The following is a 23820-nucleotide window of genomic DNA, read 5'->3' on the forward strand; positions in this document are numbered from 1 at the left end:
CGATCGCCGTGGCGCGCTTCGATCGCGAGACGGGGCAGCTGGTGCTGCGGGTCGTCTACGACGGCCCGTCGCGCGCCGGCAAGACGACGAACGTCCGCTCGCTCGCGTCGCTGCTGCCGGTCTCGCGCCGATCGATGGTGCGAACACCGGCGGAGACGCCGGGCGGCTCGACGCTGCGCTACGACCTGCTCGAGGTCGACGTGGGTCGCGTCGACTCGGCGCGCGGCGAGCACCTCGCGCGATGCGAGGTGTTCAGCGTGCCGGGCCAGCTCTCGCTCGCGTCGCAGCGCGTGGCGCTGCTCGCCGCGGCCGACGTCGCGGTGCTCGTGCTCGACGCGACACCGGGCGCGCGACGCCGCAACCGCGTGTCGCTCGAGGCGCTGCGCGCGTTCCGCGCGAGCGGCCTGCTCGAGGACGTGCCGCTCGTGCTCCAGGCGAACAAGCAGGACGTCGCGGGCGCGCTCTCGGGCGCGGCGCTCGCCACGGAGCTCGACATCCCCGCGCGCCGGGTGATCGACGCGATCGCGGTGCGCGGGGAGGGCGTGCGAGAGACGTTCTTCGCGGCGCTCGAGATCGCGCGTGACGCCGCGCGTCCTTCGCTCGAAGCGGACGCGGTGCCGATCGACGAGGGCTCCGATCCCGAGCGCACCGCCGGCGAGCTCGAGGCGCGCCTCGGCGGCGCGGTGGATCGCGTGCTGCGCGCGCTCGAGGACGACGACTTCAGCGCCTCGTGAGCTCGACTCCGTCGAACTCGCGGCCGGTGCCGTCGATCGCGTGCAGGCGCAGGCGCTCCCGATCCGCGACGATCGACACGAAGTGGAACGCGGTCGTCGAGAACGCGGTGAACCACGACTTGCCCACGCTGCGCACGCTGCGCCCGCCGCCGCCGGTCACGACGTAGGTGACGCCCTCGATCGGGCTCGTGCGCTCGTAGTCGTGATCGTCGCCGCTCACCACGAGGTCGACGCCGCCGTCGATGAAGAGCCGCTGGAACGCGTCGCGCAGGCTGCGATCACCGCCGTGGAAGCCGCTGGAGTAGAGCGGCGTCGAGATCACGACGATCGTCCACGGCGCGTGCGCGTTCTCGGCGAGATCGCGCCGCAGGAACGTGCGCTGCGGGTCGAGATCGACGTTCGAGTCGAGCACCACCACGTGCGCCGGTCCCCAGTCGAACGAGTACCAGCGCTCGCTGCCGCTCGCGCGATCGGGCAGCGCGAACGCCTCGAGGTAGGGCCCGGCCGAGCCCGTCGCGTGATCGTGATCGCCGATCGACGGGAAGAACGGGACCGAGGCCATGAGCTGCCCGTACATCGCGAAGTGCTTCGCCTCGAGCTGGCCCAGCGTGCCGTCCTCGTAGGCGAGATCGCCGGTGTGGAGCACCGCGTCCATCGCGACGGTGCCGAGCTGCTCGCCGACCGCGACCTGATCGGCGTTCGCGCCCCCCGAGTCGCCGAACACCACGATGCGCGCCGTGCCCTCACCGCGGCGCGGCGCGGTGCGGAACCCGGTCGGGCCGTACACCACGTCGCCGTCGCGGGTGCGGAGGCGATAGCAGTAGATGCGATCGGGCTCGAGGCCGAGCAGCGGCACGCTCAGCTGTCGCGCGTCGCGCAGATAACGCGTGTCGTCGAGCGCGGGCTCGGCGACGCTCGGCTCGTCGCCCTCCTGCTGCCACAGCTCGAGCCGCTCGGCGTTCTCCGCGCTGGTCGTCCACACGACGCGCGCCGACTCGTGCGTGACCGACTGCACGTAGGGCCAGCGCTTCACGTCGCCTCCCGGCTCGACCCACTCGCCGCACTGCGCGCGGATCTCGGCGAACACGTCGACGCGCTGCGCCGGCGGATCGAGCAGATCCCCGGTCGTCGGTGACGCGAGGATGCCGTTCATGTCGTTGGCGCAGCCCACGAGCACGAGCAGCGCAATGAAGAAGGAACCAACCGGAATGCGAGTCATGCGACGCGAGAACGTCGTGCTCGCTCGACGGACGTAAAGTGGGGATGTTCGTCGCACCGTGCGCGTGGCAGCGCGCCACACGATCAGAACCCCTGTCGACTCCCGAACACGATCTGCACCGAGTCGATCGCCGCGCCGCTCACGAAGGGAGCGGTGCCCGCGGCGACTGCGACCTCGAGCGCGCCGTCGGGCTCGCCCGCGGTCGCGATGCCGAAGCCGAACGAGAGGCGCAGTCGCTCGAGCGCGAAGTCCTCGAGGTGCGCGCCGAACGCGTTGCCCACCGACACGTGCAGGCGTCCGTCGAGGCGCGTCCAGATCGGATAGAGATACTCGAGCGTCGTCGCGACCGCGCTGCGACCGCGCAGCTGACCGCGCAGGAATCCCTGCATCAGCAGCGCTTCTTCGCCGAGCGCGATCAGATCGGTGAACGGGATCTCCTCGTCGCCGATCGGGTCGGCGAAGCGCGCGATGCCCCAGAGCCCGAGCACGCGATGCGCGCCGAGGTCGACGAACGTGCCGACGCCCCCGCCGTAGCGGGCCCATCGTCGCTCCATCGGATCGTCGAGATCGAACACCAGCTCACCGTGCGCTTCGACGCGCACGCCGTGGCCCGGTGCGGGCTCGGGCTCGCGGGTGTCGATCGCGAACGACGCGCGTGATCGCGATACCGAGTACGGCCGATCGAGCCCGGGTGGCGCCTGGATCTCGCCCTGCGCGATGCCCTCCGCGACCGACGGCGAGTTGCTGGAGAGCGCCGCATATCCGCGCGGATCGAGCCAGTGCCCGTCGACGCCGGTGATCACGTCGATGCGGCTCTCGCGCCAGAATCGATCGGCGCGCAGGCCGAGCTGCGCCTCGTAGGACGTCTCGCGGAAGCGGTACTGGATCGCGCGCGCGTCCCATCCGATGCCGGAGAACACACGATCGGGCCGGCGTCCGCCCTCGCCGCGCAGCTCGACGCGAAACCCCGAGCTCGTCGCGATCGCGTACGACGCGCTGCCCTGCAGATAGTCGACGCCGCCGAAGTCGAACGACGCACCGATCGAGTGGCCGGGCGCGACGTCGTCGTTCGAGAAGAACGAGAGACCGGCCGAGGGCTGGAGCCCATATGCGACGAAGAACGTCGGCACGATGCCGGAGCGACGCTCGTTCCACGTGAGCACGTCGAGCAGCAGCGTGGGCCAGCGCTCGCGCTCCGCGGTCTCGAGGAGGAGCCCGAGAGGACGGCGGATGCCGTAGTCGAGCACCAGCGTGACCGGCGAGAACACGACGCGCGGGACCCAGAGCAGCACTTCGCCGGCGTCGGGGCCCGGCTCGGCGCGACCGTCGTAGTCGGGGCGTGCGCGTGGCTCGGTGATCGGCGCGTCGTGTGGCTGCGCCTGCGCGGAGGACGCGATCGCGAGCAGCATCGTGACGAGCAGCGCGCGCACGATCATCGCGTCCCCTCGCGCTCGAGACCCACCACCCGCCACGCATCGCCGCGCTGTGCGAGGTGCACGTCGATCGGCTCCGTCTGCTCGCGATCGATCGTCGCCGAGCGCACCCGCACGATCGCGTAGCCGCGCGCCGCGTCCGGCATCGCGACGCACACCCGCGCGCCGTCGCGCTGCACCGGGAGCGCGCCGATCACCCGACCTTCTTCGTCGATCCACGCGGCCGCATGTGCCCGCGAACGAACGGTGCGCAGCCCCGACGACACCGCGAGATCGTCGAGACACAGCGCACGATCGCGAACCACCGGCGATGCGAGCGGAGAGAGGCGCGTGAGCCAGCGCTCGAGCACGCGCTCGCGACGTCCGAGCATCACCTCGAGCAAGCGCTCCTCGACGCGGGGATCGGAGAACCGTCCCAGCGCGATCGCCGCGCGCAGGTGCGCCTCGCCGAAGCGCGACACGATGCGCGCCATCCACGCGCAGTCGCGCTCGGTGCGCCGCTCGAACGCGCCGTTCCAGTAGTTGGGCCGCCACTGCTCGGGATCGAAGCGCTCGACGTCGTAGTACCCGAGGATCGGCCACGTCGGTCCGCGCTGCGCGTCGTCCCAGGGCCGGCGCACGAGCCCGAGCGTGAAGAGATCTTCGACGACGTGCTGTCGATCGACCCACTGCGAGTGCCCGTAGCGCACCTGCTGTCGATGGCTGCCCTGGAGGTACCCGAGCGCGTCGCCGAAATCGACGAGCCGATGCAGCACCCAGCCGCGCCCGTCGCCGGTCTCTTCCCACGTCGCGAGCGTGTTGTGCTGGCGCGCGTCCCAGTGATCGAGCCACGCGTTCATCACGAACATGGCGCGCAGCTCGCGGCGATCCTCGTGGGGCACGACGTCGTTGAGATCGACGTCCCAGGTTCCGCGGTAGTCCCACGGACCGAGCGGAGGCGAGTCGAACACCAGGCTCGCGGTCGCGCGCAGCCCGTGCTCGCCCTCCTGGAACACCGCGACGATCTCCGCGAGATCCTCCTCGGTCATCGCGCGATCGTCGCCATCGAGGCGGGCCCGCGGATCGAGCGAGATCGCCGCGCGCTCGAAGTACACGACGCGATTGCACGGCACGTGGTAGCCGGCCGCGTGATAGAGCGCGGCCACGATCGCGTCGGCGGCGGTCGTCTGCTCGGGCTGGGTCTCGCGATCGGCCTTGAGCACGAAGCGTCGCCCGCGCGCGTCTTCGATCACGAAGCCGCTCGTCGCGCCGTCGCGTTTGCCCGACACCACGCGCCACGGCAGCACCGGCTCCTCGAAGCCCTCGCCGCACGCGCCGGCCGCGATCGCCTCGGGGCGCATGCTGGCGCGGTTCTCGAAGAAGCTCGAGTCGGGCACCTCGTCGAGCGCGTTCACGTTCACCGACTCGCCGCTCGTGTCGAACGCGAGCGCGCGCGCCGCGGGGCGCACCAGCAGGTTGTCGGCGGCATCCCAGATCTCCGGCGCGTGGCGCGCGTCGGGTCGTGGACCGAATGGATGTCGATCGTCGTCGCGCCAGACGATCGGCGTCGTCGTCGAGAACGACCGTGGACCGCTCGCACATCCGAGCGCACTCGCCGCGACGAGCGCGACGGCGACGCGCGTGAACGACCCCGTACCCATGCTCCGGGCCTGAGCACGGGTCGCGCCACCACGGGTCGAAGTTGCGAATTTCTCGCGTCTTCTGCGAGAGACGGAGCGCGTCGCCCTGAGGCGAGATCGCAGCGATGCGCGGCGTCACGCCACGCGTCGCATCCCGACCAGCACGCCCGCGATCGTCACCGCGCACCCCGCGACGACCAGCGGAGTCGGGGTCTCGGCGAGGATCGGGATCGCGAGCAGCGTCGAGAGCACGGGCTCGGCGCAGGTGGCGAGCCCCACCATCGTGGGCGTGGCGCGACGCAGCGCGCGCGTGAGCAGCGTGTGGCCGACCGCTTGCGGCACCAGCGCGGACAACGCGATCCATCCCAGCGCCGCGTCGTCGAGGTGCGCGAGGACGTCGGCCCCGAGCGCCATCCTCGCCGCGCACACGAGCCCGAGCGCCAGCGCGCCCACACCCGCGGCGAGGCTCGAGAACGCGAGCGGCTCGAGGCGCTCTCCGAGCTCGCGCGCGACGAGCAGATAGAGCGCCATCGTGAGCGCGCCGATCAGCGCGAGGACGTCGCCGATCAACGCCTCGCGCGAGAGCGACGCGTCGGCGCCGCCGATCATCGCCACGCCGAGGGTCGTGATCGCGATCGCCCATGCGTGTCCGCGGGTCGGTCGATCGCGCCCTCGCAGCACGCCGATGATCGCGAGCAGGAGCGGCGTCGCGGTGACGAGCGTGACCGACGCCGCGACCGAGGTGAGCGCGAGCGACGCGACCCAGGTGCCGAAGTGGATCGCGTAGAGCAGCCCCGCGATGGTCGCGCTGCGGCGCACCGGCGCGTCGAGCGTCCCCGCGCGCGCCGCGCGCACCGCCCACGGCGCGAGCAAGAGCGCCGCGATCGCGAGCCGCAGCGCCGAGCTCACGAGCGGATCGACCTCGCCCGCGAGCCGCAGGAAGATCGCGGCCCACGCGATGGCGAACGCGCCGATCGCGAGATCGAAGACGACGCCGCGCTCGTTCATGAACGATCGTTCACGAATCAGCTCCAGCTGGAGTGCTCGCCGGCGCAGGGCCCGCACCGGAGCGTGCGAGCACGTGGACGGGAGGGCCCTGAGTCGGCGAGCCGATGTTTCGACTCCCTCTCAGTCGGTGAGGTGCGCGCTCGCGAAGCGCGTCGCCAGGGCGCGCGCGCCGCGGTGGGCGATCGCCTCGATCGTGAGCATCGGGTTCACCCCCGACGCGTTGGGGAAGCACGACGCGTCCATCACGAAGAGCCCGGGCGTGCCGTGCACCTCGTTCTCGTCGCCACACGCCGAGAGATGTCGATCGGCGCCCATGCGCGCGGTTCCCATCTGATGGTAGCTGCCGTAGGTCGTCTGGCAGGGCCCGTATCCGACCTCGTCGACGCGCGAGAGGAACGACGTGATCGGCTCGCCGCTCGCGGGGCGCCACGACACCGGCACCTGCTGCACGCTGCGCACCTCGCGCGCGCCCGCCGCGACGAGCGCCTCGGTCGCGCGTCGCACACCCTCGCGCACGTTCACGAGATCGTTCGTGCTCGGCGTGTACTCCCACACCGGTGGGCCGAGCGCGCGCGCGCGCACCGTGCCCCAGCCCTCGTCGCGCAGCAGCACTGCGAACGCCGCCCAGTGTCGATAGCTGCGCAGCAGCGCCTTCACGTCGGACCCGCCGGCCCATCCCTGCAGCAGCGAGAACTCGAATGGATGCAGCGCGCCCGACTCCAGTCGGAATCCGTATCCGCGCCCGTCGAGGTTCGCGAATTGCGTCGCGATGCGCGCCTGCATCACGCCGCCCCACGGGTCGGTGCGCTCGTCGAATCGACCCCACGCGCCGGTGACCGGATGCACGCGCAGATAGCGGCCGATCGCCTCGCCGTGGATGCGGCTCTTCTGGAGCAACACCGGCGTGTAGAGCGCGCCGCACGCGACGACGACCGCGCGACCGAACACCGTGAGCGGCACTCGCGTTCCGTCGCGACGGGTCACCTTCGCGCGCACGCCGACCGCACGTCCGTTCTCCATCACGATGCGCTCGGCCTCCGCGCAGGTGACGAGGCGCGCGCCGGCGTCCGACGCGTCCTCGAGCCAGGTGCGCATCGTCGATTGTTTGGCGCCGCTCCGACAGCCGAAGTTGCAGAACCCGCAGCGCTCGTCCTGCGCGCAGCCGCGCACGTCGCGCGGCATCGGCTCGCAGCTCCATCCGAGGCGCGCACAGGCCTCGTCGAGGAGTCGATCACGCGCCCAGGGACGCGACTCCGAGGTGGTCACTCCGATTCGCTCGCTGACTGCCTCGATCGAGCGCTGGAGCTCCGCACCTTCGAAGACGTCACGAAATCCGGCGACGCGATCCCACTCGGCGCGCACCGCGGCCGGAGTCGCGAGCGAGGTCGAGTAATTCACGACGGTGCCGCCACCGAGACAACGACCACTGATGAGCGCAGTGCCGAGATCGCTGGTGAGCACCGTCGCGTACATCGCGCGATCGGCCTCGCGCGGATCGTGGCTCATGTCGCGCTCGGCGACGTAGGGACCCTTCTCGAGCACCACGACGTCGAGCCCCGCTTTCGCGAGCACGCCCGCGGCGACGCCGCCCCCGGCGCCCGAGCCGACGATCACGACGTCGCAGGTCCAGGTCGCGGGCCGCTCGACGGAGATCGGCGAGAGACGCCGCGGCACGTCGGGCGGCGGCGAGAGCGGTCCCGGATACTGCATCGCATCCCAGATCGGAGCGCGCGAATGGCCTGGCTCGGAGCTCGTGATCAGCGCGAACACGAGCTGACGCATCGTCTTGAACGCCTGTCGCACGAAGAGCCGCGGCGAGCGTCCCATCGCGAGCAACACCGCTTCTCCCTCGAGCGAAGAGAGCGAATCGAACGCACGCGCGCGCCCGTAGAGCGCATAACCGCCGGTGCGCGATCCGAAGAGCCGCAAGAGCGCTTTGATGGCGAGACGATCGGAGTCGTAGGGCAGCTCCGCGAGGAGCCCGGGCAGCCGCGCCGCGAGCCCGAGGTCGCGCGGCGAGAGCCGATCCCCGGGGAGCTCGGAGGCGAGCGAGGGGAAGAACGCATCCGCGATCGCCTCGAACGTGCGCAGCTCCGAGCGATCGAGCCGGACCACGCTGGGCCCCGGCGCAGCAGGCATCGTCGGCGGCTCGGGCGGAATCGAGAAGTGCGATGGGCGCATCGAGACAGAGGATGCCCGAACGCACCGGGCGAGCGACACCCTCGTCCCGAATCACTCCGACAGGCGCGCCACGGCGCGCGCGATCGGATCGAGCACGCGCGACAGCGCGCTCCGCTCGAACGGCTCGCGCGACACGAGGCACACCACGATCTCGCCGGCGCGACGCGCCGTCCACGCGCGCTCGCGCAGGTCGATGCACACGGTCACGCCCTCGCCTTCGTCGAGCTGTGCCGCTTGCTCGAGCGCCATCACGAGGCGCGTCGCGACGACGTCGCTGGCCTCGCCGAACGACGCGACCGGCAGGCCGTGACGATCGACGACGAACGCGGCTTCCGCCGGCGCGACCTCGCACGCCCACGCGAGCCACGCGTTCCATCCGCGATCGCCCGCGCCGAGATCGATCTCCGGCTCCGGCACCTCGCGCCGCGGTCGCGCGAGCTTCGCCCACGCGGCCTCGCTCGTGCGCTCCGCGCTCGCGCGATCGCGCGCCGAGACCAGCCGTGCCGACGCACGACCCGCCGCCTCGAGATCGTCAGACCAGCGCTCGTTGCTCTCGTGTCTCGATCCCATCGCCCCTCCTCGATGCATGGATCACCCCTTCGATCTCGTCGGCGAGCTGCGCGAAGCGCCGCGCCTCGGGGGGCAGCCGCCCGCCGAGGTACGAGACCGGCACGCCGAGCTGGCTCGCTCGTGCGAGCGCGTCCGAGCGCGGGATCGCCGCGTCGAGCACGCCCTCGAGCTCGGTCCACAGCGCGACCATCGAGCTCTGCGAGTGCTCCTTCGAGAGCTCGACCATCGTCGGCACGATCCCGAGCAACGAGAGCTCCGGTCGCTCGCCCTCGCGCACGTGCTCGATCACCCGCAGCACCTGCTGGATCGATCGCATCGCGAGCGGCTCGGCCTTGAACACCACGAGCGCCCAGTCCGCCGCGCCGAGCGCGGCGCGCGTGATCCCACCGAGCCCCGACGGCGTGTCGAGGATCACCCGATCGAACGCGTCCTCGATCGGCCGCAGCAGCGCATCGAGCGCGCCGCGGGTGCGCACTGCGTCCTCGAACGACGGCACCTCGATCGGATCGAGCCGACCGCGCGGCAGGATCGCGAGGCGCGGCTCGTTCGTGCGCACCACCACCTCCGCGCACTGCGCCTCGCCCGCGAGCACGTCGACGAGCCCGCGCCACTCTCCATCGCGCTTCGCGAGTGAGAGCCCGATGCCGCCCTGCGGATCGAGATCGACGATCAGCGTGCGCATCCCCCGCTCCGCCAGCGCGAGCCCGAGATGCAGCGCGACGGTGGTCTTGCCCACGCCGCCCTTCGGGCTCGTCACCACGATCCGTTCGCTCATGCCGGACCTCCTTCGCTCCCACCGACACCCATCTCGCGCAGCCGCGCGAGGTTCGCCGCGACCATCCGATCGCCCGGCTGCAGGCGATCCGCCTCGAGGAACGCCTCGTACGCCGCGGCGTGATCGCGCCGCAGCAGCGCCATCGCGCCGCGATCGCGCGCCTCGTCGAACGCATCGACCGCGGGCTCGTCGATCGCGATCGTCAGCTCGTCGTCGATCGCGATCGGCGCATCACGTCCGTCCTCGTCGAGCGCGCGTGCCGCATCGAGCAGCGCCGCTTCCCACGACGTCTCGATCGCGCGCGGCCCCGGCTCGCCCGAGGTCGCGTGGCACTCGATGCTCGCGCCGTGCACGAACGCGAGCCGCCGGAACGCGTCGATCCCGACGTCCGCGCCGTCGCGCGCCGACCACAGCACGCCCCGGTGCACCACCACGTCACCCACCGCCGCGCCGCCGTGGCCGCGCACCGTGATCCGCACCGAGTGCCCACCGAGGCACGCGATCTGGAGGTACTCCGCGACCCCGAACGGCGCGGGCGCGCCTCCAGATCGCTCGAGCTCCGACGACACCAGCTCGCGCAGCTGCTCGAGCGGCACCGGCTTCTCGAGCACCCGCACCCCCGAGTGCCGCGGGATCTGCGCGGAGAACGCGCGCACGTACGCCGACACGAACGTGATCGGACAGCGCACGCCGCGCCGACCGAGCTCGCCGATCAGCTCGAGCCCCGGACGATCGGGAAGATCGAGATCGCTCACCACGAGATCGGGCGCGCCCGCATCGACGATCGCGAGCGCCTCCTGCACCGACGACGCGCCGAGCGCATGCACGCCGGGCAGCTTCGCGAGCCCGCGCACCATCGCGTGGCGGAGCGTGTCCTCGTCCTCGACGATGAGGACGCGCGCGCTCACGTGCGCCTCGGGATGCGATAGCCCTGCGCGCCCATCACGTCGATGCCGACCTCGAGCGTCTCGAGCCACTCGAAGAAGCGCGCGACCATCTCCTTGCCGACGAACGACGCGCCGTGCTGGGGCGCGACGATCTCCACGTCGAGCTCGCGCGCCATGCGCAGCCACGCGCGCAGCGCCGCGTTCGACGCCATGTAGCGGCGATGGAAGCCCTCCATCGCCGGCACGTGCGCGTCGAAGTCGCGCACCACGCGGTAGTCGCGATCGAGCGACGCGCCGAGATCGCCGGTGTAGAGGATCTTCGAGATCGGATCGTAGACGTGGAAGTTCCCGCACGAGTGCAGGAAGTGCGCGGGAAGGATCCACAACTCGCTCGCACCGAGCGGCAGGATCATGCCCTCGTCGGGGATCGGGCGAAGCCGCTCGACCACCAGCCGATCGAGCCCGAAATGCGGCACGAAGCGCACCCACAGCTTCGAGATCCACGCCTCGGCGTCGGTGGTCATGAGCCACCCGTTCGCCGCCGCGACGATGTCGGGATCCTGATGCGAGAGGAACAGGTGCCGCAGCTGCGCGCCGCGCAGCTGCACGTGCGTCTCCGCGAGCACCTTCCCGTAGATCTTGTGCCCGCCGGGATCGAGGATCATGCCCTCGTCCCCGTCGATGATGACGTGCTGGTTGGACTGCACCGCGGCACCGCCGCCGAAGTCCTCGAGCAACACGTTGCGATGACCGTCGCGCTCGAACAGCGTCTCGCTCGGCATCTCGCGCGCCTCAGATCAGCTTGTTGATCTCGCGGACCGCGCGAGCCATGTCGAGGAACACCAGGCCGAGCTTCGCGTTCGCCGTCGCGAGCACGAGCAGCACGGTCCCCGAGCTCGCGGTCTGCAGCACCGCGTAGCCGTGCTCGCCGCGGATGAGCACCTGCTCGGGGCGACCGATCCCGAGCTCGTTGCCGGCGCGCACGCCGAGCGCGAGCAGCGTCGCGCTCATGCCTCCGACCCGCACTTCCTCGACGTGCTGCGGCATCGCGCTCGCGATCAGCAGACCGTCCTCCGAGATCAGCGCCGCGGCCTCGACGTCGGGGCTCTCGGCCTGCAGCGTCCGCAGGACGCGGTTGAGCATCTCGGTCCGCGATGCGCGCGGAGCCGTCGTCACTTCGACCATCGTTCGACCTCACCTCCGTCCTCGGCGTCGAGCCCGACCGGGACGCGCCACGTCACGTGCGTGCCGCGTCCCAGCGCGCTCTCGACGTGCAGCGATCCGCCCGCGCTCCGTGCGAGCTGCACGCACAGCGGCAGCCCGAGGCCGCTCCCGCTGCGCTTCGTCGTGAAGAAGATCTCGGTGCACCGCGCGAGGACCTCGGGGCTCATCCCCGGTCCTTGGTCGCGCACGCCGATGACGAGCTCGTCGCGCTCGAGCCGCGCGATCACGCGCACCCGATCGCCCTCGCGGCACGCGTGGAGCGCGTTCATCAGCAGGTTGAACACGACCGCGCGCACCACGCCGCGATCGATGCGCAGCAGCGGCATCGAGGCGATGTCGACCTCGAGCACGATCCCGCTCCGCGCCGCGCGCGCGTCGAGCACCACGCAGCACTCGCGCACCGCGTGATCGATCGCGCCGAGCGAGCTCGATCGCACGTCGCGCCCGACGACGCCGATCCCATCGAGGCAGAGCAGCGCGCGCCGGATCTCACCGAGGATCCCGTGGAGCTCCGCACCGAGCGCGCCGCCCGCGTGATCTTCGACGAGCAGCTCGAGCGCGGTCGTCACCGCGGAGAGCGGATTGCGCAGCTCGTGCAGGATCGACGGCAACACCTCGCCGACGGTCGCGAGCTTCATCAACCGATCGCGCTCTTCCTGCAGGCGCAGCGTCGGCGTGATGTCCTGGAACGCGCAGACCAGGCACCCCGGGTGATCCACCTCGAGGTCGCTCACCGCGAGCCCGACGTCGATCTCGCGCCCCGAGGGCAGCGCGATGCGCGCGGTCGAGCGGCTGCGACCGCGCGCTTCGTCGAGATCGGCGCGCGGCACCAGCACGTCGCCCACGTGCGCACCCTCGAGCACCTCGCGTGGCCGCTCGAGGAGCTCGGCAGCACGTGGGTTCGCGAGCGCGATCGTTCCGTCGGCGCGCACCATCAGCACCGCGGTCGGGAGCGCGTCGATCACGCGGCAGCAGATCTCGTGTGCTCCGCAGAGTCGCGCCGATGTGCTCGAGTCCACGCCGGCCGCGCAGAGCACGCATCGCGCCATCCACGATCACGGGCGATCTCACGACGCGCCGCAGGTCACGCGCAAACGCAGCGCAGCGCCGCGCAACGCGTGCGCGGCGCTTCACTCGAACACGCGCGCGACGTCCGACGTGCTGCTCGTCGCACCGCGCCGCACGTCGATCACGATCGTGTCCGCGATCCGATCGTGCAGCGTCTGCCGCGACTCCGTGAACACGCAGAGCACGTCGGCGATCGTGAAGATCGCGCCGAGGAACGGCACTCCCGCCAGCACTCCCGCGAGCACGATGCGCCGGCCGAGGATCGTGCCCAGCGTCGCCGGACTTCCGTCGCTGCGCACGATGCGCAGCCCGAGCACGCGCTTGCCCAGCGACTGCCCGTAGCGGTGCAGCAACATCAGGTTCAGCGCGAAGAGCGCGATCGTCGCGACCACGGTCGCGAGCAGCCCGCCGCGCACCAGCGCGCCCGCATCGAGCGCCGCGCCGAGCGGCACGAACACCAGCGCCGGTGCGAGCGGCAACGCGACGTCGATCCACCGCGCGACCAGTCGCAGCGCGGGATCGGCCAGCGGCGAGGCGAGGTCGCGCTCGTTCGTCGTCGCGCTCATCGCACCGCCTCCCCCACGCGCGCCCAGCGTGCGCGGCCCGACTCGCCCACCGACCAGTACACGTGCGACACACGCCCGCGCAGCCGCGACACCGGCACCATGCCGATGACCGGATTGCGACTGTCGTTGCTGCGGTCGCGATGATCGCCGAGCACGAACACGTGGCCCTCGGGCACCACGGCCTCGGGCATCGACTCCGGCATCGAGAGCGGCGAGCGCACGATCTCCCACGCGCGATCGCCGACGCGCTCCTCGAATCGCTGGCCTTCCTCGCCGAGGCCGCCGTCCCACGTGCCCACCGCGCGAAGCTCGATGCGCTCGCCGTTCCGCACCACGACGTCGTGATCGATCGCGATGCGATCGCCGCCGATCGCGACGACGCGCTTGATGAGGTCGAAGCCGTCGGGCGAGCGCAGCACCACGACGTCACCGACCTCCGGCGCGCCCCACGTGCTCACCGCTTCGTCGTGCATCGGCAGCGCCAGCCCGTACGCGCTCTTGTCGGCGACGAAACGATCCCCGTCGAGCAGCGTCGGCTCCATCGACGGGCCCTGCACGTCGAACGCCTCGAGGCCCAGCACGCGAACGCCGAGCGCCCATCCGGCGCTGACGATCGCGTACACCGGAAAGACCACGCAGATCAGTGCCCAACGCACCGGCAACGCCGGCCGTGTCGTGATGCCCATCGCGGCCGACGATGATCGATCCACGTCGAGCGTGCACGCTCTCACGACGAGCGCTGGCCACAGCGCGGGCACTGCTCGAGCGATGCGTCGATCACCACCCCGCAGTGCGCGCACGTCCGGAAGCGACAGCGCGCTCGCGGCGCGGACTCACGGCAGCGACGCTCGACGATGCCTCCTGCGACGATCCCGACGAGACCGAACCCGATCACGCCGATGATCGTGACGATCCCGTAGAGCGAGCCCCCGCTCGAGCCGCCGCCACCGCCGCCGTGGTAGCCGCCGCCGCGATGGCCGCTGCCGCCGTGGTATCCGCCACCGTGATAGCCGCCGCCGCCGTGGTATCCGCCACCACCGCCGTGCCAGTGGCCGCCACCGAAGCTGCCGCCGCTGTGCTGCGCCATCGCGCTCGAAGCGACGAAGAGACTCGCGGCGATCGCCGCGATGACGAGAGCTCGAATCACGATCGACCTCCTCACGCGCACAAGAACAAGTGGAAGGGCACCGCGTCCCAGCCCCGCTGCTGGAACGCGGCGACACGAGCGACGCTGCGCTGCTGCTGCGCGTCGTCGGCCGAGCCGTCCTCGGGCAGCTGCGCCCAGCGTCGTCGTGATGCGAGGTACTCCCACGCGATCGCATCGAACGACGGGTACCTCGCCTGGAGCTCACGGCACGCGTGCAGCACCGCGCTGCGGGTGTAGTCGCGCGTCACGTACCCCGCGCGGTTCGCCGCGATCGCCACGTGGATCGCGCGCACTCGATCCCACGCGCTGCACGGCGTCGCGAGCAGGCCCTGCACGCGCGCGAACGCGTCGTTGCCGTTCGCGATGCGCCACCACCGCGCGAGCATCACCGCGGCTTCGCCCGGCGGCGACGCGATCCACTCGTCGTCGCCCATGATCGGCACGATCGCGCAGCGCGCCCACGCATCGAGCGCGCGCGGCAGCGCCGAGCCGTCGTTCGAGATCGTCGCGAGCTCGCCGATCGGCCTCAGCACGTCGAGGCGCGCGACGAGCCAGCGACCGGTGCCCGCATACGTGAGCCGAGAGAAGAACGCGATCGCGCCCGCGATGCTCGAGACGACGAGCGCGACTGCGACCTCGACGAAGATCCTGGCGTCCATGCAGGGCGCGGTGTCGGTTCGTCCGCGCCGACGTTGCGCCGTGCGTGGGAGCACGTGGCGAATCGCGCGTCCCTGCTATGGTTCGCGCGTCCCGTGACCCACTCGCTCCCGGCGCTGCTCGGACGCCATCAGGCGCACGACCCCGTCACGACCGGTCCCGAGCCCCGCAGCGCCGCGCGCTTCTGGGGCGACGTGCGCGCGATCGCGGCGCGCCTGCCCGAGCTCGGGCGCGGTGATCGCGGTGGGCGCAGCGAGCTCGTGCTCGTCTGCCACGACCGCTATCTGTTCGCAGCGTCGATGCTCGCCGCGTGGGAGCGCGGCTACGTCGTCGCGCTGCCGCCGAACGCCCAGCCTGCGATGGTCACCGCGCTGCGCAAGAGCGGCACCGTGCAGACCGTGCTGCACGACGTCGACGACATGGCCGGCCTCGACGTGCGCGCGATCGTGGCGTCGCGCCCCGCGCCTTCCGACGAGGTCGAGCCCTACGCGCCGCCCGCGCCGCTCGCGAGCGATCGACGCATCGTCGTCGTCTACACGTCGGGCACCACCGGCGCGCCCACCGCCTGCCCGAAGACCGCGGGCCAGCTCGTCGGCGAGGCGCGCACGCTCGCGCGCACCTTCGCGATCGGCCGCGGCGATCGCGTGCTCGCGACGGTGCCGCCGCATCACATCTACGGGCTGCTGTTCGGGGTGCTGGTGCCGCTGGTGTCGGGCGCGTCGTTCGCGCGCGAGACGGTGCTGCACGCCGAGCCGCTCGCCGAGCTGATCGCGCGCGATCACACGCGCGTGCTGGTCAGCGTGCCCGCGCACCTGCGCGCGCTGCGGGTGCTCGAGCAGGGCCGCATCCAGGGCGTCTCGCGGGTGTTCAGCTCCGGCGCGCCGCTGCCTGCCGACACCTCCGAGGATCTGCGCGAGCGCTTCGGATGGAGCGTCACGGAAGTGCTCGGCTCGAGCGAGACCGGCGGCATCGCGTGGCGCGATCGCGCGGGCACGCCGTGGACGCCGCTCGAGGGCGTGAAGGTGCGCGAAGGCGAGGGCGGTCGGATGTTGATCGACTCGCCGTTCCTCGATCCCGGCGTGTCGCGTCCCTACGTCGGCGGCGATCGGGTCGCGGTGCTCGACGAAGGGCGCTTCCACCACCTCGGCCGCGTCGACGGAGTGCTCAAGGTCGGCAGCACGCGCGTGTCGATCGCGGAGCTCGAAGCGCGCCTGCTCGCGATCCCCGGCGTGCAGGACGCGGCGGCGCTCGCGGTCGAGGTCGGCGGCGCGCGCGGGTGGGAGAGCTGGGCCGCGATCGTCGCCCAGGATCACACCGCGCAGACGATCCGCGCCGCGCTGCTGCCGTGGCTCGATCCGGTCGTGATCCCGCGGCGCATCCGCATCGTCGAGGCGCTCCCCCGCGATCCCGGCACCGGCAAGCTGCGTCGCGACGCCCTGCGCGCGCTGTTCGACTGACGCCGGCTCAGTCCAGCTGGAGTGCTCGCCGGCGGAGCGGGCGAGCCGATCTCGGACACTGGCTCAGCGGCGCGCGCCGCTGCGCGCCTGCTCGAGCGCGCGCTCGAACGACGCGCGCTCGTCGAACACGCTCAACACGCCGCCGACCGCGACGTTGACCACCGCTGCGCCCATCGCGACCATCCGGTGCGGCGTGTAGACGTTGAGCGATTGCGCGCGGTCCCGCACCGACACGAGGTACTTCGCGATCCGCAGGCGGAACTCCGAGTCGTAGCCCGACATCTCGGTGCCATCGAAGAAGACGTGCGGAGCGCCGTCGTCGAACATCGCCGTGACCTGTCGCTCGAAGAGCTCGACCAGATCGGCCGCGAGGTGACCTCGCGCGCGGAACACGAGCAGCTGCCTCCCGAGGCGCTCGGCGCGCAGCCCGCCGCGCTCGGTGGACCACTCTTCGATCGAGGTCCCGACCTGCCGCTTCTGGATCTGCATGGGCCCGTCCCCAGCCTAGGGCCCGTCGAACGTACGCGTCAACGGCCACGCCCGAACCGAACGCGACGATTCACGTACTCGGCCGCGAACATCAGGCCCATCAGCGCGTAGGCGATGCCGCCGGTGTACACGGTCCACCACCACACCGGCGCGAGCAGCGCGAGGATCGCCGCGGTGCTTCCGTTCAGCAGGAAGAACGTGCACCACGCCCACGTCCACTGGCGACAGTGGCGCTGCTTGGGCTCGTCGAGCTCGGGCTCCTGCAGGCGCGCGAAGCGCTCGATCATCGGGGTCGCGCCGGCGCGCAGCGTGCTGCCGAACTCCACGAGCAGCACCGCGTTGATCATCACCGGCAGCGCGAGCAGGAAGCGCCGATCGTCGGTCGCGATGCCGCCGAAGATCAGCAGCAGCATCGCGATCGGCACCCGCACCACCGACCAGAACGTCGCGCGATCCGCCTTGCGGAACCGCCACGCGAGCCCGGGCACCATCAGCCCGAGCACCATGATCGAGACCGCGCGCGCGCCGAAGTGCGTGAGCCCGTAGAACACCGCGAGCGGGTACGCGATCACCAGGATCGCGTTGAGCACGACCCCGACGACGCGCAGCGCGCGCTTCACTTCGACTTGTGCTGCTGCACGTAGCCCGCGAGGTTCTTCACGCTCGCGAAGATGTGCTTGTTCTGCTCGTCGTCGGCGCGGATGCGCACCCCGAACTTCTTGTCGATCGCCATCGCGAGCTCGAGCGCATCGATCGAGTCCAGGCCGAGGCCCGTCACGAAGAGCGGCGCGTCGCTGTCGATGTCCTCGGGACGCACGTCGTCGAGCATCAGGGCTTCGACGATCAGCTCCTTGATCTGCTGTTCCAGTTCGCTCATCTGACGCGTCCCCGACGTGAAAAGCGCGCAACAGTGGCCCCATCGCGGCGCCGTTGCAACTCGTGCAGCTGGAGTGCTCCGCTCAGGTGGTTCCGTTCACCGTGGGCGGCAACGAGATCACGCGACGCTTGCTGCTCATCAGCTTCTGCTGGAACGGATTGTCGTCGCGCCACACGTCGCCCGCGAGCACGCTCGTGAGCCCCTTGCGCAGCATCGGGTCCTGCTCGGGCGCGAAGAAGAGCCCGTGCAGCAGACCCGTGTGATAGAAGCTGTTGATCAGCGTCGCGAACACGTCGTAGGCGTGCCCCACGTGCTTCGCGTGCGCGTCCATCAGCGCAGGATCGGCCTCGCGCTCTTCGCGCAGCGCGGGGATCAGCGCGTCGACCAGGTGTGACGCGCCGACCATCCCGAGCGACACGCCGCTCGAGAACACCGGGTCGAGGAAGCACGCTGCATCGCCGGTGCACGACCATCGCGCGCCGTGCTGCTTCTCGTTGTGGAACGAGAAGCTCGCGATCATCCCGGGACGGCGCGGGCGCGTCGCGCCCTTGGTCACGCGCGAGAGGAACGGCGAGCGCGCGATCGTCTCGTCGAGCCACGCGCTCTGGATGCCCTTGCGGCGCGAGACGAGCCCGATCGAGATGCGACGACCGCCGAGCGGGATCGCCCAGCACCATCCGTCGTCGACGAAGAGCACCTTGATGTTCCCGCGCGCGGTCTCGCAGAGCTCGCGATCGATCTCGGGATCGAGCTCTTCGAAGTGCGAGAACGTCGCGGCGAGCCCGAAGTCGACGAGCTGCTTCGTCGTCTTCGCGCGGCGTCCGAGCACCGCGTCCTGGCCCGTCGCGTCGACGAGATAACGCGCCTCGTAGCTCGCGCGCTCGGTCTTCACGCGCACCCGATCGCTCTCCATCGCGATCTCGAGCGCGCGCTCGCCCTGGTGCACCTCGGCGCCGACTGCTTCGGCGCGCTGCAGCAGCACGTGATCGAACTTCGCGCGCTCGACCTGGTACGCGTGATCCGCGGTGCCGGGCAGCGCGTCGGCGAAGAGGTACTCGGTGTGCCCGCCGATGCGCTCGTCGAGGAACTCGGCGCCCGCCTTGTAGAGGAACCCGTGCTGATCGGGATCGACGCCGAGGCGGCGGAACACCTCGAGGTCGCAGGGCAGGAGGCTCTCGCCGATGTGGAAGCGCGGGAACACCTCGCGCTCGAGCACCAGCACCCGGAAGCCCGCCTGGGCGAGGAGGTTCGCGGTGGTCGACCCCGAGGGACCCCCGCCGATCACGATGACGTCGTGCTGCATCGAATTGCCTGAGTGCGCGGACGAAGAAACCGGAGCGGCGAGCCGATTCTTTCTTCGCGAATTCGTCTCACGTACGCACGGCCGCGAGCGGGCGCACGCGGATCGACCACGGGCGCGCCACGCCGAACGCGAGCGGCACGCGCCCCTCGCGACGCTCGAGCACCGCGTCGATCAGCGGGAGCAGCGTCGCGACCGGGTTCGTCGCGAGCTCGCGCGAGAGCGCGCGGCCGCGGAACGCCTCGGGCAGCGGGGGCGTCTCGTCGTCCATGCGCAGCCCGTCGAGCATCGCGAGCGCGCCTGCTTCGGGCTGCTCGCTCGCGATGCAGAGCCCGATCGCGAGCCCCTCGCGTGCGCACTGCGCATCGAGCGGTGCGGGCAGCGCGTCGTCGGCGGCGCTGATCACCGCATCGCCGCCGCGCTCGTCGAGCAGCGTCCAGGTCTCGATCATCGCCGCCTCGACGCTGCGATCGCCCGCGGCGATCGCCGTCGAGAACGCCTGGTTGCCCTGACCGATCGAGCCGAGGCCGCTCGCCGAGTTGTGCACGCTGTTCTTGAAGCGCATCGGTGAGAGCTGTCCGTCGCCCGCGAAGATCGTCTGCAGCTGGACGATCATCGTCTCGATCTCGCCGTAGCCCGACGTGTAGATCGTCGAGACCGTCCTGGGATCGGCGCCTCCCGCTTCGCACGCGCTCGCGGCGGCTTCACCGAGCATGCGCGTGAGGCGCGAGGTCCCGCGCGCCAGCCGCGACGGCACCCAGCGCGCGCTGCAGTCGATCACGCTCGCGTCGCGCGCATCGTCGACGAACGCCCGCAGATCGCGGAACCCCGGCGACCACAGCGAGATCCCGGTGAGGTAGAGCGGCCTCACGACGCGCGCTCCATCGGGATGCCGAGCGCGAGGCACACGTTGCTGCCGCCGAACGCGAACGAGCTGCTCAGCACGCGCTTGACGCGCCGCTCCGGCCCATCGAGCGGCACCTGGATGCGGATCTCGGGATCGAGCTCCTCCGAGCCGAGCGCGCGCGGGAGCCGCTGGGTGCGCAGCGCATGGATCGCGAACACGCCCTCGGTCGCGCCCGCGGCGCCGAGCAGATGGCCGGTGTAGCCCTTGGTCGACACGACCGGCACGCGATCGCCGAAGAGCGACGCGATCGCGATCGACTCCGCCATGTCGTTCTGCTGCGTCGCGGTGCCGTGCGCGTTGACGTGATCGACGTCCTCGGCGCGCATCCCGGCCTGCTCCATCGCGCGCTCCATCGCCTCGCGCGCGCCGCGCCCCTGCGGCTCGGGCGAGCTCATGTTGTACGCGTCGCTCGACTCGCCGACGCCCAGCAGGTGCACGCGCAGCGGATCGGGCTCTTGGTGCGCGTCGTCGCGCTCGAGGAGCATGAGCGCGGCGCCCTCGCCGATGTTGATGCCGTCGCGGCCCTTCGCGAACGGGCGGCACCGCTGCTCGCTGAGGATCCCGAGGCCCTTGAAGCCGTGCAGCGTCATCCGGCACAGCGAGTCGATGCCGCCGACCAGCGCCGCATCGACGAGGCCCGAGCGGATGAGCCGCGCCGCGGACGCGTGCACCTTGCCGCTCGACGAGCACGCGGTGCTCACGACGTAGGTCGGACCTTCGATGCCGGTCACGCGCGCGTAGAGCTCGCCGAGCGCATCGAAGCCGTGCTGGGTGCGCAGCGAGAAGCTCTCGGGCAGGCGACCTTCCGCGACCCAGTGCCGGAACGCGAGCTCGGTCGCATCGAGACCACCGGTGCTGGTCCCGATCAGGATCGCGACGCGCCGCGCGCCCCAGCGCGCGATCGAGCGATCGACCGCGTCCTTCACGTCGTGGAGCGCGAGCATGCCGAGCCGCGCGAGGCGGCAGTCGTACGCCTCCTGTCCAGGCGGGAGCGCGGGGAGCGGGTCCGGCGTGGCGCCCACGTACGTCGTGAACGGCAGCTCGAAGGGCGGCGGCGCCAGACCGGTCCTGCCCGCGTCGAGGCTGGCCAGCACGTCGCGCGTCGTGGTGCCCAGCGCGTTGACGGCGCTCCAGGCGGTGATGGGGAGAGGCGTGAAGCCCATCGACGGAATGCCCCTTATATCAGCACGTTGCGGGGGTTCAAGCGCGACACGCCGCGCGCGTCTGCAGCCGGGGAGGACGCGCGCCGAAGGCCGCGTGTTCAAGGGTGCGATGCCGTGGCGGAATCGCACGCGCGGGGGGCGCGGAGAAAACCCGTCGAATGTTAGGCTCGCGCTTCTTGAACGCGAAAACGGCGCTGTGTTACAAGCGCCGCCGGCTTACGGGACCCGATCCCGTGGCGCCGCGTTCGTGGCTCTCATCAGGAGGCACATGGGGATGGACTGGAAGAAGTTGGCTTGGTGCGCTGCACTCGCGGGCTCGTCGATGAGCCTGGTCGCCTGCGGTGGTGACGACGGCGGCGACGACACGATGGATCCCGTGACACACACCTACGTGGTCTCGACGATCTCCATCCCGATGACGTCCCAGCGCCACAACGAGCCCGCCCCGGGCTTCAACCTCGATGGCGTGGACTCGGATGGCTCGCCGACCGGCGCGACCTGCGTCGACCGCTCGCCCGACTACACCTCGTCGAACGACCCCGGCGAGAGCGGCGTCGACAACGCGCTCGGCGGCCTCGTCGACACGATCGGCTCGCTGCTCGGCGACGGCGATCTCGACGCGACCCTCGCGGAGCAGATCACCGAGGGCAGCCTCCTGATCATGATGCAGGTCCGCGACGTCAACAGCTACACCAACGACTCGAGCGTCCAGGTGCAGCTCTACCTCGGCAGCGTGCCCGGCGGCGGCGCGCCGATGGTCTCGGGCTCGGCGCTCGCGCCCGGCCAGACCTTCGAGGGCACGGCGATCGGCAGCGTGCAGACCGGCTCGATCGTGAACGGCCGCCTGCGCGTGGAGACCGACCTCCTCACGCTCGCGATCAACACGGGCGACGTGTCGCTCGACCTCAACATCCGCGACGCGCAGGTCCGCGCGAACATCACCCCGACCGCGCTGGCGAACGGCGCGATCGGTGGCTCGGTGCGCGTGGAGGAGATCGCGGAGGCGGCCGAGGAGATCATGGCCGGCCTCGGCGACACGGTCCTCACCGTGCTCGGCGGCGTGGCGGATCTCGAGCCCACCGCGGACGACCCGCTCACCTGCGAGTCGCTCTCGGTCGGCATCCTCTTCGGTGGCGTCGAGGCGCAGCTCTCGGGCGGCTGAGCCCGAGCGTCTCGCGAGAGGCGCACGACGAGGCGGGGGATCGGCGCGAGCCGGTCCCCCGTTTCGCTTTTCACGGGCGCGCTCGACGCCCGCCCCGCTCTGCTTCACAAACACGGGCTCCCATGTCCGCGCAGTTCGACTTCGACGCCTACTTCCGGTCCAAGCCCGCCATCCTCGCGCCGATGGAGGACGTGACGGATGCGGTGTTCCGCAAGATCTGTCGCGATCGCGGCGCGGACCTCTGCTTCACGGAGTTCGTGAACGTCGAGGGGCTGCTCCGCGGGTGCAAGAACGCGGCGCACAAGATCGATCTCGAGCCGCACGATCACCCGACCGTCATCCAGATCTACGGCGCCGATGCCGACCGCCTCGCCGAAGCGGCCGAGGTCGCCGAGCGCGCGCAGCCGGTGTGGATCGACGTGAATTGCGGGTGCTGGGTCCCGAAGATCGCGCGTCGTGGCGCGGGCGCGGGATGGCTGCGCGATCCCGACGCGATGGTCGCGATGGCGAAGATGCTCGTGCAGCGCGTGTCGCTGCCGGTGACCGTGAAGACGCGCATCGGGTACGAGGGCGAGGTCCACGCGGGCACCGGGATGATCGTGGGCGACATGCCGATCCTCGATCTCGCGCGTCGATTGGAAGACGTGGGAGTGCGCGCGCTGACGCTGCACTGCCGCACCGCTCGCATGGGCCACTCGGGCCAGGCGGACTGGAGCTGGGCGCGTCGGGTGCGCGAGGTCGTGTCGATGCCGGTGCTGGTCAACGGCGACGTGAAGAGCGCGGACGACGCCGAGCGCGCGGTGCGCGACACCGGGTGCGAGGGCGTGATGATCGGTCGTCACGCGATCGACCATCCCTGGATCTTCCGCGAGGTCCGGGCTCGCCTGGATCGCGGGGAGACCGTGGCGGCCCCCACGATCGACGAGCGTTTCGCGACCTGTCGCGAGCACCTGCTCGCGATGGTGGCCGAGCGCGGTGAGGCGCGCGCCGTGCGCGCGATGCGGCGTTATTACCCGGGCTACTTGCACGGGGTGCACGGGGGCGCAGTCGCCCGTCGCGAGCTGAACACCACCGAGACCCTCGAGGGCGTGCTCGCGCTCTTCGAGCGCCTCGAGCAGCGCGCCCGCACCGGCTCGCCGGCCGCGGCCGCCTGATCCGGGGGCCAGGCTCGGTGACGTTCCCCGCGTGGGCTCCGCGCGGCGCGGACTAGGCACGACTCGCGCACTCGCGCGGGCTCGAACGCGATGTTCGTCACTTCCTCCCAGCCCGACACGGGTCGGATCCGGCGCTGTCACATGCCTGTCACAGAGGTCCGGTAGGAGAGGGCCGCGCGTCGATGTCCACGCCCGCATGCATCCCCGGCGTCCTCTCGTGGGA

At 71.3% G+C, this 23820-nt stretch carries 25 protein-coding genes; 4 read left to right on the forward strand and 21 right to left on the reverse strand.

Features of this window, described 5'->3' with window-relative positions; genetic code table 11:
* Positions 1 to 8: 8 nt before the first annotated feature.
* Positions 9 to 734, forward strand: a complete 726-nt coding sequence (locus tag I5071_RS36385) for a hypothetical protein (RefSeq protein WP_236517957.1) — start codon at positions 9 to 11, stop codon at positions 732 to 734.
* Here I5071_RS36385 and I5071_RS36390 read toward each other — a convergent pair.
* The 15 genes from I5071_RS36390 to I5071_RS36460 form a co-directional block, all read right to left on the reverse strand.
* Entirely contained in the window at positions 721 to 1953 is a 1233-nt protein-coding gene (locus I5071_RS36390; RefSeq protein WP_236517958.1) for a metallophosphoesterase, read from the reverse strand. The two genes, I5071_RS36385 and I5071_RS36390, sit on opposite strands and share 14 nt — an antisense overlap.
* Positions 1954 to 2036: 83 nt before the next feature.
* Positions 2037 to 3389: a hypothetical protein gene (locus tag I5071_RS36395; protein WP_236517959.1), complete on the reverse strand. Its 1353-nt coding sequence runs from the start codon at positions 3387 to 3389 to the stop codon at positions 2037 to 2039.
* A complete protein-coding gene (locus tag I5071_RS36400; RefSeq protein ID WP_236517960.1) occupies positions 3386 to 5026 on the reverse strand; it encodes a hypothetical protein in 1641 nt (546 codons plus the stop codon). Before I5071_RS36400 ends, I5071_RS36395 begins: the two co-directional genes overlap by 4 nt.
* 114 nt (positions 5027 to 5140) lie before the next feature.
* Entirely contained in the window at positions 5141 to 6013 is an 873-nt protein-coding gene (locus I5071_RS36405) for a DMT family transporter (protein ID WP_236517961.1), read from the reverse strand.
* Between the two features lie 120 nt (positions 6014 to 6133).
* Positions 6134 to 8194 (reverse strand): GMC family oxidoreductase, encoded by a 2061-nt coding sequence (locus I5071_RS36410; protein WP_236517962.1) that lies wholly within the window; start codon positions 8192 to 8194, stop codon positions 6134 to 6136.
* Between the two features lie 51 nt (positions 8195 to 8245).
* Complete coding sequence (locus I5071_RS36415) at positions 8246 to 8764, reverse strand: hypothetical protein (RefSeq protein ID WP_236517963.1); 519 nt, start codon at positions 8762 to 8764, stop codon at positions 8246 to 8248.
* Positions 8727 to 9539: a ParA family protein gene (locus I5071_RS36420; RefSeq protein ID WP_236517964.1), complete on the reverse strand. Its 813-nt coding sequence runs from the start codon at positions 9537 to 9539 to the stop codon at positions 8727 to 8729. Before I5071_RS36420 ends, I5071_RS36415 begins: the two co-directional genes overlap by 38 nt.
* Positions 9536 to 10447: a response regulator gene (locus I5071_RS36425; protein WP_236517965.1), complete on the reverse strand. Its 912-nt coding sequence runs from the start codon at positions 10445 to 10447 to the stop codon at positions 9536 to 9538. Before I5071_RS36425 ends, I5071_RS36420 begins: the two co-directional genes overlap by 4 nt.
* Positions 10444 to 11208 (reverse strand): MBL fold metallo-hydrolase, encoded by a 765-nt coding sequence (locus I5071_RS36430; RefSeq protein WP_236517966.1) that lies wholly within the window; start codon positions 11206 to 11208, stop codon positions 10444 to 10446. Before I5071_RS36430 ends, I5071_RS36425 begins: the two co-directional genes overlap by 4 nt.
* Before the next feature lie 10 nt (positions 11209 to 11218).
* Positions 11219 to 11611 (reverse strand): roadblock/LC7 domain-containing protein, encoded by a 393-nt coding sequence (locus I5071_RS36435; protein ID WP_236517967.1) that lies wholly within the window; start codon positions 11609 to 11611, stop codon positions 11219 to 11221.
* Positions 11599 to 12615, reverse strand: coding sequence for a two-component system sensor histidine kinase NtrB (locus I5071_RS36440; protein WP_236517968.1), 1017 nt, complete (start codon positions 12613 to 12615; stop codon positions 11599 to 11601). The genes I5071_RS36435 and I5071_RS36440 overlap by 13 nt, the downstream gene beginning before the upstream one ends.
* A 165-nt stretch (positions 12616 to 12780) precedes the next feature.
* Positions 12781 to 13284 (reverse strand): RDD family protein, encoded by a 504-nt coding sequence (locus I5071_RS36445; RefSeq protein ID WP_236517969.1) that lies wholly within the window; start codon positions 13282 to 13284, stop codon positions 12781 to 12783.
* Positions 13281 to 13970 (reverse strand): signal peptidase I, encoded by a 690-nt coding sequence (lepB, locus tag I5071_RS36450; protein WP_236517970.1) that lies wholly within the window; start codon positions 13968 to 13970, stop codon positions 13281 to 13283. Before lepB ends, I5071_RS36445 begins: the two co-directional genes overlap by 4 nt.
* Positions 13971 to 14011: 41 nt before the next feature.
* On the reverse strand, positions 14012 to 14431 hold the full coding sequence (locus I5071_RS36455) for a hypothetical protein (RefSeq protein WP_236517971.1): 420 nt from the start codon (positions 14429 to 14431) through the stop codon (positions 14012 to 14014).
* Between the two features lie 11 nt (positions 14432 to 14442).
* Entirely contained in the window at positions 14443 to 15090 is a 648-nt protein-coding gene (locus tag I5071_RS36460; RefSeq protein ID WP_236517972.1) for a DUF1266 domain-containing protein, read from the reverse strand.
* A gap of 93 nt (positions 15091 to 15183) precedes the next feature.
* Between I5071_RS36460 and I5071_RS36465 the strand changes: the two genes are divergently transcribed.
* Positions 15184 to 16545 carry a class I adenylate-forming enzyme family protein gene (locus tag I5071_RS36465; protein WP_236517973.1) on the forward strand — a complete coding sequence of 454 codons (1362 nt, stop codon included), beginning with the start codon at positions 15184 to 15186 and terminating at the stop codon, positions 16543 to 16545.
* A 63-nt stretch (positions 16546 to 16608) separates the two neighbouring features.
* Here I5071_RS36465 and I5071_RS36470 read toward each other — a convergent pair whose 3' ends face one another.
* The 6 genes from I5071_RS36470 to I5071_RS36495 all read right to left on the reverse strand — a co-directional run bounded on the left by I5071_RS36470 (position 16609) and on the right by I5071_RS36495 (position 21281).
* Entirely contained in the window at positions 16609 to 17034 is a 426-nt protein-coding gene (locus I5071_RS36470; RefSeq protein ID WP_236517974.1) for a hypothetical protein, read from the reverse strand.
* A gap of 38 nt (positions 17035 to 17072) precedes the next feature.
* Complete coding sequence (locus I5071_RS36475; protein WP_236517975.1) at positions 17073 to 17654, reverse strand: hypothetical protein; 582 nt, start codon at positions 17652 to 17654, stop codon at positions 17073 to 17075.
* Positions 17651 to 17911 (reverse strand): phosphopantetheine-binding protein, encoded by a 261-nt coding sequence (locus I5071_RS36480; protein ID WP_236517976.1) that lies wholly within the window; start codon positions 17909 to 17911, stop codon positions 17651 to 17653. The genes I5071_RS36475 and I5071_RS36480 overlap by 4 nt, the downstream gene beginning before the upstream one ends.
* Positions 17912 to 17993: 82 nt before the next feature.
* Positions 17994 to 19214, reverse strand: a complete 1221-nt coding sequence (locus tag I5071_RS36485) for an NAD(P)/FAD-dependent oxidoreductase (RefSeq protein ID WP_236517977.1) — start codon at positions 19212 to 19214, stop codon at positions 17994 to 17996.
* A gap of 67 nt (positions 19215 to 19281) precedes the next feature.
* Positions 19282 to 20082, reverse strand: a complete 801-nt coding sequence (locus tag I5071_RS36490; protein ID WP_236517978.1) for a beta-ketoacyl synthase chain length factor — start codon at positions 20080 to 20082, stop codon at positions 19282 to 19284.
* Entirely contained in the window at positions 20079 to 21281 is a 1203-nt protein-coding gene (locus tag I5071_RS36495; protein ID WP_236517979.1) for a beta-ketoacyl-ACP synthase, read from the reverse strand. The genes I5071_RS36490 and I5071_RS36495 overlap by 4 nt, the downstream gene beginning before the upstream one ends.
* 94 nt (positions 21282 to 21375) lie before the next feature.
* Here I5071_RS36495 and I5071_RS36500 point away from each other — a divergent pair, with 94 nt between their 5' ends.
* Both I5071_RS36500 and I5071_RS36505 read left to right on the forward strand, forming a co-directional pair.
* Positions 21376 to 22443 carry a hypothetical protein gene (locus I5071_RS36500; RefSeq protein ID WP_236517980.1) on the forward strand — a complete coding sequence of 356 codons (1068 nt, stop codon included), beginning with the start codon at positions 21376 to 21378 and terminating at the stop codon, positions 22441 to 22443.
* Positions 22444 to 22565: 122 nt separating this feature from the next.
* Entirely contained in the window at positions 22566 to 23597 is a 1032-nt protein-coding gene (locus I5071_RS36505; RefSeq protein WP_236517981.1) for a tRNA dihydrouridine synthase, read from the forward strand.
* The last annotated feature ends 223 nt before the right edge of the window (positions 23598 to 23820 follow it).

This window comes from Sandaracinus amylolyticus (assembly GCF_021631985.1).
Classification (GTDB): domain Bacteria; phylum Myxococcota_A; class Polyangia; order Polyangiales; family Sandaracinaceae; genus Sandaracinus; species Sandaracinus amylolyticus_A.